The sequence below is a fragment of the Streptomyces sp. JNUCC 64 genome (assembly GCF_054484115.1).
The window spans coordinates 404898-421459 of sequence record NZ_CM137015.1 but is presented as its reverse complement, the minus strand read 5'-3'; the positions used below and the strand labels follow the sequence as shown (position 1 = coordinate 421459).

Genomic DNA, 16562 nt, shown 5'->3' with positions numbered 1-16562 from the left:
GGCACCGCGGCCCACCCCCGCCGCGTCCGTGTCCCCGGTCCCGTACTCCCGGGTCCCCGTCCTCCCGCGTACTCCCGCCACGCCAGCACCCCGCGTCCCGCCCGCTCCGCCCGCCGCCAGCGCCGCCGCCGGGCCTCGTCCCCGCGCCGTTCCGTGCCCGTCCGTGTCCCGCCCCCGCCCGTGTCGCGTCGATCCGCGCCCGGCGGGAGCGGGGCCCGGCCGTGCTCCCGTGCGCGCCCCCGCCGCCTCCCCGACCACGCTCCCGTTCACCCGAGCCGCCCCGAGCCGCTCCGATCCCTTCCGTATCACCCCGTACCGCCTGTTCATCCGTGCCACCTGTTCTCCCCTCCCGCTCCTTCCGCGCCATGCGTTCCGACGCCGAACAGACCGAGGAAGACCTGTGACCAGCACCCCCGCCAGCGCCGCCCAGCAGGGCATCTGGATCAACGAGCGGATCGCCCCGCTGGGCTCCGTCCACCACATGCCCTTCACCGTCCGCTTCGAAGGCCCCCTGGACCGTGCCGCCCTCGCCGCGGCCTGCGCCGACCTGGCCGACCGCCATCCCGCCCTGGCCCTGACCGTCCGGGAGGAGGACGGCGTCCCCCTGCTCGTCCCCGGCACCGCGCCCGAGCTGACCGTCCGCGACACCACGGCGGAGCGGCTGCCCGGCGAACTGGCCGCCGCGAGCGCGGAACCGTTCGACCTCGCGGCGGGACCGCCCGTGCGGTTCGTTCTGCTGAGCACGGGCCCGGCCGACGCCACCCTGCTGGTCGTCGCGCACCACATCGCCTTCGACGGCACCTCCACCGACGTGTTCCTCCGGGACCTGGCCGCCTGCTACGCCCACCGCACCGGTGACGGCCCCGCCCCGGCGCCGCTCGCCGCCGACGGCCCGCCGCTCGCCCGCGCCGCCGACCTCCCCGGGCCCGACGACCGCGCGGTCGCCGAGGCGTCCGCGCACTGGGACGGCCGTCCGCTGCCCGGCCCCACGGTGGCGCTGCCCGGTCTGGACGCCGGTCCCGACGGCGCAGAGGGCGTCGGGCCGGGCGCCGCCGTCGACTTCGACCTCGACGCCACCCTCCGCGCCGACCTCGACGACACCGCCAAACGGCTCGGCCTCACCTTCTTCGAACTGCTCGTCGCCGCCGTGCACACCCTCCTGCTGCGCTACGGGAACGAGAGACCCGCCGTCGCCGTCGGCCTCGGCACCCGGGGCCCCGGCGCCGACGACCGGATCGGCATGCACGCCAATGAGCTGCCGGTGGTCACCGCACCCGAACCGGGCACCCCCTTCGAGGAGTTCGCCCACACGGTCCGCGCCGAACTGCGCGGCTGCTACCCGCACCGCCGGGTCCCCCTGACCCGGGCGGTCCGGGGCGTACGGCCCGGTGTCTCCCTCGCCCCCGTCGTGCTCACCTACCGCCGCCGGATCGCCCCCGTCACCTTCCCCGGCGTCCAGGCCACCACCGACTGGACGCTCTTCCCCGGCACCGCGCGCGGCGCCCTCCGGTTCCACCTCCTCGACGGCCCGGACCGGCTCCGCGTCCTGCTGACCTACCGCACCGACCTGCCGTCCCCGGTCCGCGCCGACCGCGTCGGCGACCATCTGCGCCGACTGCTCGCCTCGATCGCCGCCGCCCCCGGCACCCCGCTCGACGCGCTGCCCTTCCTGGACGGGACGGAACGCGCCCCCGCCCGGGGACCCGAACCCGCCCCCGACGCCCCCGGCGCCACCCTGCCCGCGCTGCTCGCCCGCTCCTTCGCCGCGCACTCCGCCCGGCCCGCCGTCACCGTCGGGGAACAGACCCTGGAGTACGGGGAGTTGGCCGCCGTCGCCACCGGTCTCGCCCGACGGCTCACCGCCGCCGGGGTCACCCCCGGCACCGTGGTCGCCGTCTGCGCGGAGCGCTCCGCCGAGATGGTCGCCGCCGTGCTCGCCGTCACCCTCGCCGGAGGCGCCTACCTCCCCGTCGACCCGTCCTACCCGGCGGACCGCGTCGCCCTGGTCCTCGCCGACGCGGGCACCCCGATCGCGCTCGCCCAGCGGAGCACCGCCCGGCTGGTCGAGGGCCAGGGCGCCGTCCTCCTGCTGGACGACCTCTTCACGGCGGACGGGACCGGCTCCCCGGCGGACGGGGCCACCGGTTCCCCGACGGACGGGGCCGGCTCCCCGGACGACGGGGACGGTTCCCCGGCGGGCGGAACCTCCACCGCCGGGGCCGCGTCGCCGCCCGCCGTCACCCCCGACGACCTCGCCTACCTCATCTACACCTCCGGTTCCACCGGCCGTCCCAAGGGCGTCGAGGTCCCCCACGGCGCCCTCGCCCACCTCCTGCTGGCCTTCCGCGACATCCTGGACGCGGGCCCCGACGACACCTGGCTCGCCGTCACCTCGCTCTCCTTCGACATCTCCGCGCTCGAACTGCTGCTGCCGCTCGTCACCGGCGGCCGGGTGGTGATCGCCCGGGAGGCGGAGACCCGTGACGGACGCGCCCTCACCGCCCTGATCGAACGGCACGGCGTCACCCACGCCCAGGCCACCCCCTCGGGCTGGCGCCTGATGCTGGACGGCGGCCTCACCGCCCCCGGCCTCACCGCCCTCAGCGGCGGCGAGGCCCTGTCCCCGGCGCTCGCCCAGCGGCTGCGCGAACGCGTCGCACGGCTCTGGAACGTCTACGGGCCCACCGAGACCACCATCTGGTCCACCGCCGCCGAGGTGCCGTCCGAGCCCGGGGAGATCACCATCGGCCGTCCCATCGCCGGGACCACCGCCCTGGTGGTCGACCCGGCCGGACGCCCCGTACCGCACGGGATCACCGGCGAACTGGCCCTGGGCGGCGCGGGGCTGGCCCGGGGCTACCGGGGGCTGCCCGAGCGCACCGCCGAACGCTTCGTCACCGACCCCGGCACCGGCGACCGCCACTATCTGACCGGTGACCTCGCGAGGGTCCGGCCCGACGGCGCGCTCGACTGCCTCGGCCGCCGCGACGACCAGGTCAAGCTGCGCGGCCACCGCGTCGAACTCGGCGAGATCGAGGCCCGTCTCCAACGGCACCCCGCCGTGACGGACGCCGCCGTCGCCGTCCGGGGCACCGACGACGACCCCGGCGGCCGGATCCTGGTCGCGTACCCGGTCTGGCGCCCGGACGCCCCCGTGCCGACCGGCGCCGAACTGCGTTCCTTCCTCGCCCTGGCCCTGCCGGACGCGATGATCCCCGGTGTCGTCCACCCGCTCCCGGCCCTCCCGCTCACCCCCAACGGCAAGACGGACCGCGCGGCCCTGCCCGAGCCGGTCCGGGGCACCCCGCGCACGGAGCCGGACACCGAACCGCCGGGCGACGGGGCCGTGGACGACGGTGACGACGGTTGGGAGGAACTGGCCGACGGGATCGCCGCGATCTGGAGCGAGGTGCTCGGCCTGCCCGCCGTCGGCCACCACGACGACCTCGTCGACCTCGGCGCGCACTCCCTGCACATCACCCAGGTCATGGCCCGCCTCCGGGACCGCATGGGCGTCGACGTGCCCCTGCACGTCTTCTACGAGGAGCCCACGACGGTGGCCACGGTCACCGACGCGGTCGTGTCCGAGCTGCTGGCGGAGGAGGCGTGATGGAGCCCTCGACCCCCCTGCGCCCCGCGCCCTCCGGGACGGCGCCCACCCCGCCGGGCGGCCCCGCGCCGACGGCCACCGCCCCGGCGGCCCTGACCTCCGCCACCCCGACCGGCACTGCTCCGACCGGCACCGCGCCGACCCGTGCCACCCCGACCGGCACCGCGCCGACCTGTGCCACTCCGACCGGCACCGCGCCGACCTGTGCCACTCCGACCGGCACCGCCCCGGCCCGCACCGCGCCGAGCTCCGCGCCGACGAGCGGCATCGCACCGACCGGCATCGCGTCGGCCGCCGCCCCGGCCGCCGCCCCGGCCGCCGCCACCCCGCCGGGCGGCCCCGCCCCGACCGCCACCGCCCCGGGGGCTTCCGTGCTGACTGCCCCCGCATCCGGCGACGGGCCAGGGGGAACCGATCCCGTCGGGAGCCGTCCGCCCCGCCGCGCGCTCGACGCCGGTCAGCGCGCCCTGCTCGCCCGGCGGATGCGGGAACGCGCCGCCGCCGCGGCCACCCGGTCCACCGGCATCCCGGCCCGCCCGGACGACGCCCCCCAGCCGCTGTCGCTCGCCCAGGAACGCCTCTGGTTCGTCGAGCAGTTGACCCCCGGCACCGCCTCCTACGTCCTGCCCACCGCCGGGCGGCTGCGCGGCGCGCTCGACGCCGGGCACCTCGCCGGGGCGCTGCGGCTGATCGCCGTCCGGCACGACACCCTCCGCTGCTCCTTCCCCACCGACGAGGACGGTGCGCCCCGGGTGCGGATCGCGCCCGCCGACGGCTTCGCCGTGCCCTGGAGCACCCGCGATCTGACCGGACTCCCGCCCGGGGAACGGGAGGCCGCCGCCCGGGCCGCCGTGGAAGCCGAGGTCGCGCGCCCCTTCGACCTCGTGGACGGGCCCCTGCTGCGGGCCCTGCTGCTCCGGCTCGCCGACGACGACCACGTCCTGGTGATCTGCCAGCACCACCTCGTCGGCGACGGCTGGTCCGCCGGAGTGCTCCTGGACGAACTCCTCACCGGCTACGGGGAACTGGCCCGGGGCGCCGCCCCCGCCCCGCCCCCGCTGCCGGTCCGCTACGGCGACTTCGCCCACTGGCAGCGCGCCCGCCAGGAGCTGCCCCGGGCCGCCACCGAACTGCGGTACTGGTGCGGGGCCATGACCGGGGTCCAGCCGCTGGACCTGCCCACCGACCGGCCCCGCCCCGCGCTGCCCGGCCCCGGCGGGGCGACCCATGCCTTCCGCCTCGACCCCGGCACGTACCGGGCGGCCCGGGAGCTCTCCCGGGCCCGGGGCGCCACCCTCTACATGACCCTGCTCGCCGCCTTCCAGGTGGTGCTCGGCCGCTGGTCGGGGCAGCGGGACTTCGCGATCGGCACCCCGTTCGCGGGCCGCCCCGACGAGGCCACCGAGGGTCTGATCGGCCTGTTCAGCACGATGCTGCCGATCCGGGCCGACCTCGGCGCGCCCGGAACCGGCCCGGACGCGCCCGGAACCGGCCCGGGCCCGGACGGCGACGCCGCCGGACCCGACTTCGCCACCGTCCTCGACCGGGTCCGCACCGCCGCCCTCGGCGCCCAGGAACACCGCGACACCCCCTTCGAACGGCTGGTCGAGGCCCTGGACCTGCCGCGCGACCTGGGACGGCCGCCGCTCTTCCAGGTCTCCTTCGCGCTCCAGAACCACCGCGCCCAGACCGCCCGTCCGCCCGGCCTGGAATGGCGGACCTTCCCCTTCGAGGGCAGCGCGGTCCACCTCGACCTCGGGCTGTACTGCACCGAGACCGAGGACGGCCTGGACGCCTTCGTCACCTACCGCACCGACCTCTGGGACGCCGACACCGTCGCCCGGCTCGCCGGACACTGGCAGCGCGTCCTGGCCGGGGCCGCCGCCGATCCGCACACCCCCGTCGGCGCCCTCGACCTGCTCACCCCCGGCGAACGCGACCGGGTGCTGTACGGATGGAACGACTCCGGCACCGTCCACCCGATCGCCCCGACCCTCGCCGACGCCGTCGCCGCGCAGGCCGCCCGCACCCCCGACGCGGTCGCCCTGGTCCACGGGGACGACACCCTCACCTACGGCGAACTGGACCGCCGGGCCAACCGGCTGGCCCGGCTGCTGCGCACCACCGGGGCCGGAGCCGACCGGCTGGTCGGCGTCTGCCTCGACCAGGGGCTCGACCAGGCCGTCTGTCTGCTCGCCGTGCTGAAGTCGGGCGCCGCGTACGTCCCGCTCGACCCCGAGCAGCCCCGGGAACGCCTCTCCCACATGCTGACCGACTCCGCGCCGGTCGCCCTGGTCACCACCTCCGTCCGACGGTCCCTGCTCACCGCGTCCGACGCCCCGGTCCTGCTGCTCGACGGACTCGCGGACCGGCTCGCCGCCGTCCCCGACACCCCGCCCGACGCCGACGGGGACGCCGGACCGGACCACCTGGCGTACGTGATCTACACCTCGGGCTCCACCGGCACCCCCAAGGGCGTGGCCGTGCAGCACCGCCAGGTGCTCACCTACCTCGCCGGGGTCCGGCGGCGCTTCGCGGAGGCGGGACTGCCGGACGGCGCCCGCTACGTCCTGCTCCAGTCGCTGGCCTTCGACTTCGGCCTCACCACCCTGTACCTCTCGCTCACCACCGGCGGCACCCTGGACCTGCTGCCGCCGCGCACCCCCGGTCCCGAACTGGCCGCCTACCTCGCCGAGCACCGCGTCGACTGCGTCAAGCTCACCCCCTCCCATCTGGCCGCGCTGAGCGCCGAGGTCGACGACCCGGCGGAGCTGCTGCCCCGGCGGCTGCTCGTCCTCGGCGGCGAGGCGTCCGGCTGGGAGTGGGCGCGGCGGCTCGCCGAGGCCGGTGCCCGCACCGGCTGCCGGGTGATCAACCACTACGGGCCGACCGAGGCCACCGTGGGCGCCACCACCCACCTCGTGGACCCGGAACTGCCCGTGGCGGGACCCACCACCCCCATCGGCCGCCCGCTGCCGGGCGCCCGGGTCTATCTGCTCGACGCCCGACGGCGGCCGGTGCCCGCCGGGGTGCCGGGGGAGCTGTGGATCGGCGGCGACCGGCTGGCGCGCGGCTATCTGGGCCTGCCGGAGCTGACGGCCGACCGCTTCCGCGCCGACCCCTTCGCCGGGGACGACGCCCGGACAGCCGTCGCCGGGGGACCCGGGGACGCCCGCACGGTCACGACCGGGGAGCCCGGGGACGCCCACCGGCCCGCCACCCGGGCCCCCGGGGACGCCCGCCCGGTCACCGCCGAGGGGTCCGGGGAGCCGCGCCCTGCCGTCACCGGAGGGCCGGGGGGAGCCGCCGTCCCCCGGATGTACCGCACCGGGGACCTCGCCCGGCACCGCTCCGACGGCACGATCGAGTTCCTCGGCCGTGACGACCACCAGGTCAAGATCCGTGGCTACCGGGTCGAACTCGGGGAGGTGGAGGCCCATCTGGCCCGGCTCCCCGGAGTCGCCCAGGCCGTCGCCGCCGCCCGGGGGCCCGCCGGGGAACTCGTCCTCGTCGGCTATCTCGTCCCCGGCGCGGACGAGGCCCCGCCCCCGGTCGCCGAACTGCGACGGCTGCTGGCCGAGAAGCTGCCCGACTACCTGGTCCCGTCCCGTTTCGTCGTCCTGCCCGATCTGCCCCGGCAGGCCCACGGCAAGGTCGACCGCCGGGCGCTGCCCGAACCGGGCGCGCCCGGCCCCGGCGAGGGCGCCGTCTGGACGGCCCCCGCCACCCCCACCGAGGAGACCGTCGCCGCCTGCTGGGCGGCTCTCCTCGGGCTGGAACGCGTCGGCGCGCACGACGACTTCTTCGACCTCGGCGGCCACTCCCTGCTCGCCATGCGGATGGTGGCGACCCTGCGCAGAGAACTCGGCCCGGAGGCCGGGATCACCCTCATGGACGTCTTCCGGGAGCGGACGGTCACCGCCCTCGCCGCCCTGGCCGACCGGTCCGAGTCCGACCGGGGACCGCGCCGCCTCCTGCATGAACTGACCCCCCGTCAGTCCGCCGACCGGGTCACGCTCTCCCTGGTCTGTCTGCCGTACGGCGGCGGCAGCGCCGTCGTCTACCAGCCGCTCGCGGACGCCCTGCCGCCCGGGGTCGCCCTGCACGCCGTCGCCGTCCCCGGGCACGACCTCGGCATGTCCGAGGAGTCGCTGCCGCTGGAGGAAGTGGCCCGCCGCTGCGCCGAGGAGGTGCTGAGCGGGGTCACCGGCCCGGTCGCGGTGTACGGGCACTGCGGGGTGGGCGCGGCGCTCGCCGTCGAGCTGTCCCACCGGCTGAAGGCCGCCGGACGGGAGCCCGCCGCCGTCTACCTGGGCGGGATCTTCCCCTTCGCCCGGCCCACCGAGGGGCTGCTCGGGCTGCTCGCCCGCTTCTCCGTGCTCGACCGGCGGCGCAGCGGACGGCTCCATCTGAACTGGCTCCGCTCGATGGGCGCCGACCTGGAGGGCCTGGACCCGGAGCAGCTGGCCACCATCGTCCGCAACGTACGGGAGGACTCCCGGGCGGCAGAGGCGTACTTCACCGGACAACTCGCCGACCCGTCGCCCGCGTTGACCTCCCCGGTGGTCTCGGTGATCGGTTCCGCCGACCCCGGTACCGAGTTCCACCGCGAACGGTTCCGGGAGTGGGGGTTCGTCGGCCCCACCACCGCCGTGGCCGTGCTCGACGAGGGCGGCCACTACTTCCTCAAGCACCGCGCGGGGGAACTCGCCGAGATCGTCACCACCGTCCACCCGGCGGTCACGGCCTCGCACGCCCCACCCGCCGCACGGGACGGGGCCGACGCCGATGCCGCCCCGGACGTCACCGCGGCGGTCGCGGAGCCGGACGGCGCCGGTCCCGACGGTACGGAGCCCGGCGGCACGGAGCCCGACAGCGCGGAGCGCACCGGGGCCGCCGCGCTCACCCGGGCCCGTCGTCCCGCGCGCGCCACCTGGTGGCTGGACGGAGTCCACCACGCCTCCGGCTCCGCCGGTGACCGACCCACCGGCCCGGCGACCCGGCGCGACACCCGTCGCTTCCTGGCCGTGGCCGCCTCCCAGATGATCTCGCAGACCGGTTCGGCGCTGACCGAGTTCGCCCTGCCGCTGTGGATCTACCTGTCGACGGACTCGGTCGCCTGGTTCGGCCTCTTCGCCGTCCTCGGGATCGTGCCGGGGCTGCTGGCCGCCCCGGTGCTCGGCAGTCTGGTCGACCGGGTCGACCGCCGTCGGGTGATGCTGGTCTCCACCCTGGTCTGCGGGACGTCCGAGGCGGTCCTCGCCGTGCTCCACGCGTTCGGGAACCTGCGGCCCTGGCACGTCGGGGTGTTGATGGCGGTCCTCTCGGTCTCCCTCACCGGACAGCGCCTCGCCTTCCAGTCGGCGATCCCGCAACTCGTGCCCAAGCGCTACCTCGGGCACGCCAACGGCGTCGTCCAGATATCCGGTGGCATCGCCCAGGTGGTCGCCCCGCTCGCGGCGGTCGGTCTGCTCGCCGCCGTCGGGCTCGGCGGGGTGCTGCTGATCGACGTGGTCAGCTATGTGGTGGCGGCGCTGGTCCTGCTGACGGTGCGTTTCCCGCGCACCCTGGCCGCCCGGCGGCGCGAGACCCTGAAGCAGGAGATCACGGCCGGGTTCCGGCTGGTCTGGCGGCGGCCCGGGTTCCGGGCGATGCTGGTCTTCTTCGCCGTGCTCAACCTCTTCCTGCCGGTCCTCTTCCAGCTCGTCTCGCCGCTGGTGCTCGGCTTCTCCGTGCTGGGCACGGTCGCCACGGTCTCCCTCGCGGGCGGGATCGGCGCGGTCGTCGGCGGGCTGGCGATGGGCGTCTGGGGCGGTCCGCGCCACCGCAGGATGCGCGGCATGCTGCTGGTGGTGCCGGTGCTGGCGTTCTTCGCCGTGCTGACCGGACTGCGGCCCGATCTGCTGGTGGTGTGCGCGGGGGTGTTCGGGATGTCCGCGTCGCTCTCGCTGCTCAACGGCATCTATCTGACGATCATTCAGGTGAAGGTGCCGCAGCGGTTCCACGGCCGGGTGATGGCGCTCAACCAGCTCGTCGCCTGGTCCACCCTGCCGGTCGGCTTCCTGCTGATCGCGCCGTTCGGCACCCGGTTCCTGGAGCCGCTGATGGCCTCCGGCGGTGGCCTCGCCGACACCGTGGGCGCCGTCCTGGGCACCGGCGGCGGACGGGGCATCGGACTGCTCTACGTCCTGCTCGGGCTCGCGATCCTGCTGCTGGGCGCGGTCTCGCTGCGGGTGCGGGTGCTGGCCCGCTTCGACCGGGAGGTGCCGGACGCCCAGGCGGACGACCTGGTGGGCCTGGCCGCCCTGACCTCCGACCGCCCCGCCGTCGTTCCGGCCCCGGCCGTGGCGGTCCCCGGCGCGGACGCCTCCGGTGCGGACGTTCCCGGTGCGGCCACTCCGGCCGCCGAGGAGGCCCGTCTCACCCGGACCGGCTGAGCGGGACGGCCGAACGGCGGGGAGCACGGGAACGGGCAACACGGGTACGGGGTCGGTCACCGCGCGGTGACCGACCCCGTACCTCCCCGCCCAGGACGGGATCGTGCCGGAGGGAAGGACCGGGGCGTCCCGGCCCCGTTCCCCCGCCTCCGGCGGACCGCGCGGGCGTCGGACGGTCAGTCGATGCAGAACTCGTTGCCCTCGACGTCCCGCATCGGGATGCAGGAGTCATGGCCGTCGTACAGGAGCCCCACCCGGACCGCGCCCAGCGGGACCAGCCGGGCGCACTCGGCTTCGAGCACGGCCAGACGCTCTTCCCCCACGAGCCCGGTACCGACCCGCACATCGAGGTGCACCCGGTTCTTGACGACCTTCCCTTCGGGGACGCGCTGGAAGTACAGCCGGGGCCCCACCCCCGAGGGGTCGACGCAGGCGAACCAGGAGCCCCGCTCCTCGGGGGGCCGGGACCGCTCGTACTCCTCCCAGGCGGCGAACCCCGTCGGCGTCACGGCGGAGTACCCCAGCGCCTCGCACCAGAAGCGGCCGACGCGTTCGGGCTCGGCGCAGTCGAAGGTGACCTGGAACTGCTTGATGGCGGACATGGGCGCACCGTACAAGCGTCCCCGCCCCGGCTGCCTCCGAATTTCCGGCGGCCCGCCGCCCCCGTCGGGCGGGCCGCAGACCCGAGCGACCGGAGAACCCCCGTTCAGGCCGGGCCCCTTGCCCGTGGTCCCGTGTGTCGGCCCTGGGACGGCCCGCCCGAGCGGGCCGCGGGCGCGCCCCCGGTCGCGGAAGCTACGGGCGGTGTGCCCCGGTCGGTGCGCGCCGTGCCGCCGGGCCCCCCGACGCCGGGGCGTCGGGGGCGGGCCGGGGCGTCAGCCGGGCGACCAGCACGGCGAGCACCACGCCGCCCGTGACGGTCAGCGCGGCCCACCCCGGCAGGGCGTCGGCTCCGACGCCCCCGGCGAGCAGCGCGCCGCCCAGCGCCGATCCCACGGCGGAGCCGAGGTACATCGCGGCCATCTGCAGGGCGACGACGGCCATGGCCTGTTCGGTGCGGTCGAGGGTGAGCGCCTGCTGCAGCACCGGCACGCTGATCCAGCCGCTCGCGCCCCATGCGGCGGTGGCGACGAGCCATGCCACGGGGCTGTCGACGAGCCAGACGACGAGGAAGGAGACGAGCAGGAGGGCGGGGGCGACCGGCATCAGCCGTCGGGGGCCCCACGCGTCCAGCGGTCCGCCGATCAGACCGGAGCCGAGTACGCCGCCGAGGCCCCAGGCCCATACGAGCGCGAAGCCCCAGCCGCCCTGGCCGCTCTCGTCGGCCATCGGCAGCAGATAGGTGTAGAGACCGAGGCTGGCCAGCCCCAGGACGAAGGACAGCGCGACGCCGAGGGCGACGCGGGGGTTCCTCAGCACGGCGCCGTCGCCGGAGCGGCGGGGGGCGGGAAGCCGGGGCAGCGTGCCGGAGCGCAGGGCGAGGGCGAGCATGCTCAGGACGCCGATCAGCACCACGAGGCCCATCGTCCCCCGCCACCCCACCTGTTCGCCGATCAGCATGCCCAGCGGGACACCGGCGACGGTTCCCGTGGACAGGCCGAAGGTCACCAGTGCCATCGCGCGCCCGCGTTCGTGGTCCGCCACGAGGGCTCCGGCCGTCGCGGTGGCGACCGCGGTGAGCACCCCGGCCCCCGCGCCCGCGACGACGCGGGAGGCCAGGAAGACCTCCAGGGTCGATGCCAGCGCGGTGACGAGGTTGCCGAGGTTGAAGGCGCCGAGCGCGACCAGCAGCGCGGTGCGGGTCGATCCGCGGACCAGGACGCGGGAGAGGAGCGGGCCCGCGGCCGCGTAGGCGGCGGTGAACGCGGTGACGCCCAGTCCGATGGCGCCGACCGTCGTGGCCAGGGAGTCGGCCATGTCCGGCAGCACCCCGGCCAGTACGTAGGCGTCGATCCCCAGGGCGACCGCGGCGACGACCAGCGGCCAGACCTTCCCGATCACGCGGCACCCTCCCCGGCCCCGGTCGTGCTCCGGTAACCGGCCAGGACGGTCCGCACCAGACCGGGGAACCGGGCCTCGAGGTCCTCGGCGCGCAGCCGGATCATGCACTTTCGCCCCTCGGCGCGGACGAAGACCACTCCGGACTCGCGCAGCAGACTCGTGTGGTGGGTCAGCGTCGAGCGGGGCAGATCGGGGCCGAGCTCCAGGCTGTCGACCTCCCCGCGCTCGGTGAGGACGTCGACCATCGTCAGGCGCAGGGGCTCGCTGAGCGCGAACAGCACGCGCGCGAGGGCGATCTCATCCGTGTCGGGATGGTGGTACGTGCGGGCCGCGGCCATCACGCCACTCCAATCGTTCGGGAATTCTCGCACGAATGTAGTGCGGGAATTCTCGAACGATCAACCTTCGGTGGCGTTCTCCCCCTACCGGGGCGGGATCCCGCCTCGGCGTGCCGGGACGACGGGACCCCGGACCGACCGGGCTCGCCGGAGCCGGGCGGACCGCCACGGTGCCCGCCGGGGGCCGGGTGGGCCGGGGAGAAGGGGTGGCGGCCCCGCCCGCCGTACGCCCCGGGCTGGCAGGATCGGTGCTCCCTTCGCGTCACCGGACGCGGACCGGACGGAGGAACGGGGCATTGGCCACCGCGAATCCGCTGGACACCCGTGCGGTGCTCTGGGAGCCGTCCCCGTGGAACCGGTGAGGGCGGTCCCGTCACCCGTCACCCCGTCCATGCGGACGGCCCGGCCGCCGTCCGGGCGTTCGTCCGGGAGGCCCGGTGACAGCCCTGCTGGTGCCGCGCGCCGGCACCGGGAACGCCCCTGCGCGCTGACCGTGCTCGCGGTGGCTCCGGAGCGTTTCGGTGAGGCCGGGGAACGTCCGGCGGAGGGCTCAACGGCGCTTTCCGTACCGCCACAGGACGTGGACGACACGGGTCGCGGCGAGGATTCCGGCGGTCCAGGCCCCGGCGGTCAGCAGGAACCCGTCGACGCCGGGCGGAAGTCGCCAGACGGTGCTCGGTCCGGCGATCGTCGCGAAGACGACGGCACCGAGGAAGCCCGCGCTGAGCAGCGCGTATCCGATCTCGACCGTGATCGCGTCCCGTTCGGCCTGGCTCCGTCGTCCCGTCGTCATGGCCGAAGAATCGCATGGTGAGGGGCTACCTTCCACGGGACCGGCCGTTTCCGGCCGGTGGTCGGACGCCCGATCGTCGGCGACCCGCCCGGGAGCGCGCTCAGCCCGGGGCGAACCGTCGGCGCCGGGCCAGGGCGACGTGCACCAGCCCGATCAGGACCGGGACCTCGATCAGCGGCCCGACGACCCCGGAGAGGGCCTGGCCGGAGGTGGCGCCGAAGGTCGCGACGGCGACCGCGATGGCCAGTTCGAAGTTGTTGCCCGCCGCGGTGAACGCGAGCGTGGTGGTCCGCTCGTACGTCATCCCGAGCGCCCGGCCCAGGGCGAAGGAACCGGAGAACATCACCACGAAGTAGACGAGCAGCGGCAGCGCGATCCGGACCACGTCCCACGGCTGCGAGGTGATCGTCCTCCCCTGGAGGGCGAAGAGCACCACGATCGTGAACAGCAGCCCGTACAGCGCCCACGGCCCGATCCCCGGCAGGAACCGCGACTCGTACGCCTCGCGTCCGAACCGCCGTTCGCCGATCCGGCGGGTCAGGAACCCGGCGGCCAGCGGTACGCCGAGGAAGACCGCCGCGTTCAGCGCGATCCCTCCCGTGGAGACACCGGGTCCCGTTCCGCCGCCGAGTCCCAGCCAGCCGGGCAGCAGTTCCAGGTAGAACCAGCCGAGCAGACCGAACGCCAGCACCTGGAAGACCGAGTTCAGCGCCACCAGTACGGCGGCGGCCTCGCGGTCGCCACCGGCCAGGTCGTTCCAGACGATCACCATGGCGATGCAGCGCGCGAGACCGACGACGATCAGCCCGGTGCGGTACTCGGGCAGGTCCGGCAGGAAGGTCCACGCCAGGACGAACATCACCGCCGGGCCGACGAGCCAGTTGACCACCAGCGACGAGACCATCAGCCGTCGGTCGCCGGTGACGGCGCCGAGCCGGTCGTAGCGGACCTTCGCCAGGACCGGGTACATCATCACCAGCAGACCGAGCCCGATAGGCAGGGAGACCCCGCCGATCTCCGTCCGCGCCAGCGCGCCGTCCAGCCCGGGGACCAGCCGTCCGAGCCCCAGGCCGACGCCCATGGCGAGCAGGATCCACACCGTCAGGTACCGGTCGAGGACGGAGAGCCCGGCGGTGGCCGGGACGCCGTCCCCGTCGCCGTCCCCGCCCGCACCCGGGACGGGAACGGGCGCCCCGGCGGTGGCTCCGGTGGAGGTCACGGGCAGGCCCGCTTCTTCGCGGTCGCCTCGCGGGCGGAACCGGCGAGCCCGGCGAACCGCTCCGACAGTCCGGCCAGCGCCTCGGGCCTGAGCCGGTAGTAGGTGAAGCGCCCGCACGGCTCGGTGTCCACCAGTCCCGCGTCCCGCAGGACCTTCAGATGGTTGGAGAGGTTCGTCTGCTTCGCGCCGGTCTCCTCGACCAGGTGCGTCGTGCACAGCGTCTCCTTCGCCAGCAGGTTCACGATCCGCCAGCGGAGCGGATCGCCGAGGATCCGCAGCACATCGGTTTCGGGGGTGAGGGGCATGGGCTGATAGTGTCACATCACTCTCCGCTGATGTCAGTGGGGAGTGATGTGATCGGTGGCGAGGGTCGCCACGAGACGGGAAGGCGTCCCATGCCCGAGACCTCCGGCCGCAAGCCGTCCGTGCTGTTCGTCTGCGTGCACAACGCCGGACGTTCCCAGATGGCCGCCGCCTGGCTCGGCCACCTCGCGGGGGACCGGGTCGAGGTCCGCTCCGCCGGATCGGCCCCGGGCGCCGCCGTCAACCCGGCGGCCGTCGCCGCCATGGCGGAGGTCGGCGTCGACATCTCCGCCGAACTGCCCAAGCTCCTCACCGTGGACGCGGTCCGCGAGTCCGACGTCTGCGTCACCATGGGCTGCGGCGACATCTGCCCGGTCCTCCCCGGCAAGCGCTACCTCGACTGGACCCTCGACGACCCCGCCGGGCAGGGCCTCGACGCAGTCCGCCCCATCCGCGACGAGATCGAGCGCCGGGTGCGCATCCTCCTCCGGGAGTTGGTGGGCGGGGCGTAGCTCCTCCCGGAGCCGTTCGGGGCCGCCGGGCCCGTCCGCTTCGGGTCGGTTCCCGGCGGGCCCGGATCCGTACCGCCGTGGCGGCCGCGCGGTGCTTCCGGACGGGGCTCAGGCCACCAGCAGCCGGAGGCCGAGTTCCGCCGTGTCCAGGCCGACGAGGTCACGGTTGCGCTCGGCCCACCGGCCCGAGGAGAGATCGGCGCGGAGTCCGTCCACCGCCCGCCGCTCCGCCCCGGGGCCGACCCTGGCCCACACCGACACCGCGCGCCGCACCCGTTCGTCCAGGTACGCCTCGGGGCGGCGCCAGTACGCCTCCAGGAAGCCGTCGGCGCAGTCCCACGGGATGAGCACCGGCTCCATGCGGGCCCCGATCGCCCGGGCCAGCCGGTCCACCGGAGGACGGTCCGCGACCAGACCGGTGATCTCGGGCAGGTAGTCACGGGTGAGCCAGAAGCGCCGCCGCCACCCCGCGTCACTGGTGTCGTGCGTGAACACCACCACGCGCCGGGCCACCCGCCGCATCTCGCGCAGCCCGGCGATCGGGTCCCGCCAGTGGTGCACGGTGCTGAAGGCCATCGCCGCGTCGAACGACCCGTCCCGGAACGGGAGGCTCTCCGCGGCGGCGGCCACGCACGGCGCCGCGCCGGACGGGCGCCGCGCCCGCATCACCGCCGACGGTTCCACCGCGGTCACCTCGCGGTCCCGGGGCTCGTAGGAACCGGTTCCGGCCCCCACGTTCAGTACCGTCCGGGCGTCCCCGAGCGCCTCCCAGACCCGTGCGGCGATCCGTGGCTCGGTGCGCCGCGTCGCCGGGTAGTCGGAGCCTATGGCGTCGTACAACCGCGCTCCGAACAGCTTCAGTTGCTCTTCCGGCGCCGTTCTGATCCCCATCGTCCGCGCCTCCAGTTCCCTGTCGATGGCCGTCACCATGGCGGCGGTGCGGTCGCGTTGCTCCCGCAGCAGCCCGCGCAGTCGGCGCAGCCGCGCCACCGCGTCGGTCTCCGGGTCGTCGACCAGGTCCGCGATCTCGCGCAGCCCGAAGCCCAGCCGCCGGTGGGCGAGGACCTCCCGCAGCCGCTCCACGTCGTCCGCCGCGTAGGCCCGGTATCCGGCCGCCGTCCGCGCGGACGGCCGTACGAGACCGATCGCGTCGTAGTGGTGCAGTGTGCGGACGCTCACCCCGGCCAGCCCGGCCACGCGCCCCACGGTCAGGTGTTCCTCCATGCCGACGACGATGCGCCATGACGTCAGGTGAGGGTCAAGTACCGCCCTCCGGAGGGCGGGTGCGGGCGCTGTGGTGCCGGTGCGGCCCGTCGTGCCCGGCGGATGGCGGCCTACGGTCCCGGACG

Annotated in this window: 10 protein-coding genes; 3 read left to right on the top strand and 7 right to left on the bottom strand. The window is 75.6% G+C overall.

The features are described 5' to 3' along the window. The first annotated feature begins 400 nt into the window (after positions 1-400). Entirely contained in the window at positions 401-3610 is a 3210-nt protein-coding gene (locus ACVWNX_RS01600; RefSeq protein ID WP_454412024.1) for a non-ribosomal peptide synthetase, read from the top strand. Further along, positions 3610-10047, top strand: a complete 6438-nt coding sequence (locus tag ACVWNX_RS01595) for a non-ribosomal peptide synthetase/MFS transporter (protein WP_454412023.1) — start codon at positions 3610-3612, stop codon at positions 10045-10047. Before ACVWNX_RS01600 ends, ACVWNX_RS01595 begins: the two co-directional genes overlap by 1 nt. Before the next feature lie 176 nt (positions 10048-10223). Here the strand turns inward: ACVWNX_RS01595 and ACVWNX_RS01590 are convergent, their stop codons facing one another. The 6 genes from ACVWNX_RS01590 to ACVWNX_RS01565 form a co-directional block, all read right to left on the bottom strand. After that, positions 10224-10649: a VOC family protein gene (locus tag ACVWNX_RS01590; RefSeq protein ID WP_454412022.1), complete on the bottom strand. Its 426-nt coding sequence runs from the start codon at positions 10647-10649 to the stop codon at positions 10224-10226. Positions 10650-10842: 193 nt separating this feature from the next. Further along, positions 10843-12048 (bottom strand): MFS transporter, encoded by a 1206-nt coding sequence (locus tag ACVWNX_RS01585; protein WP_454412021.1) that lies wholly within the window; start codon positions 12046-12048, stop codon positions 10843-10845. Next, complete coding sequence (locus tag ACVWNX_RS01580) at positions 12045-12386, bottom strand: ArsR/SmtB family transcription factor (protein WP_454412020.1); 342 nt, start codon at positions 12384-12386, stop codon at positions 12045-12047. Before ACVWNX_RS01580 ends, ACVWNX_RS01585 begins: the two co-directional genes overlap by 4 nt. 550 nt (positions 12387-12936) lie before the next feature. After that, a complete protein-coding gene (locus ACVWNX_RS01575; protein ID WP_454412019.1) occupies positions 12937-13179 on the bottom strand; it encodes a DUF6332 family protein in 243 nt (80 codons plus the stop codon). A 100-nt stretch (positions 13180-13279) separates the two neighbouring features. Then, positions 13280-14398 carry an ACR3 family arsenite efflux transporter gene (gene arsB / locus ACVWNX_RS01570; RefSeq protein ID WP_454412018.1) on the bottom strand — a complete coding sequence of 373 codons (1119 nt, stop codon included), beginning with the start codon at positions 14396-14398 and terminating at the stop codon, positions 13280-13282. Then, positions 14395-14703, bottom strand: a complete 309-nt coding sequence (locus ACVWNX_RS01565; RefSeq protein ID WP_454412017.1) for an ArsR/SmtB family transcription factor — start codon at positions 14701-14703, stop codon at positions 14395-14397. Before ACVWNX_RS01565 ends, arsB begins: the two co-directional genes overlap by 4 nt. A gap of 90 nt (positions 14704-14793) precedes the next feature. On the opposite strand from ACVWNX_RS01565, the gene ACVWNX_RS01560 reads away from it, so the two are divergent. Then, positions 14794-15213, top strand: a complete 420-nt coding sequence (locus ACVWNX_RS01560; protein ID WP_454412016.1) for an arsenate reductase ArsC — start codon at positions 14794-14796, stop codon at positions 15211-15213. Positions 15214-15321: 108 nt separating this feature from the next. Here ACVWNX_RS01560 and ACVWNX_RS01555 read toward each other — a convergent pair whose 3' ends face one another. Next, complete coding sequence (locus ACVWNX_RS01555) at positions 15322-16437, bottom strand: MerR family transcriptional regulator (protein WP_454412015.1); 1116 nt, start codon at positions 16435-16437, stop codon at positions 15322-15324. Positions 16438-16562 lie beyond the last annotated feature (125 nt).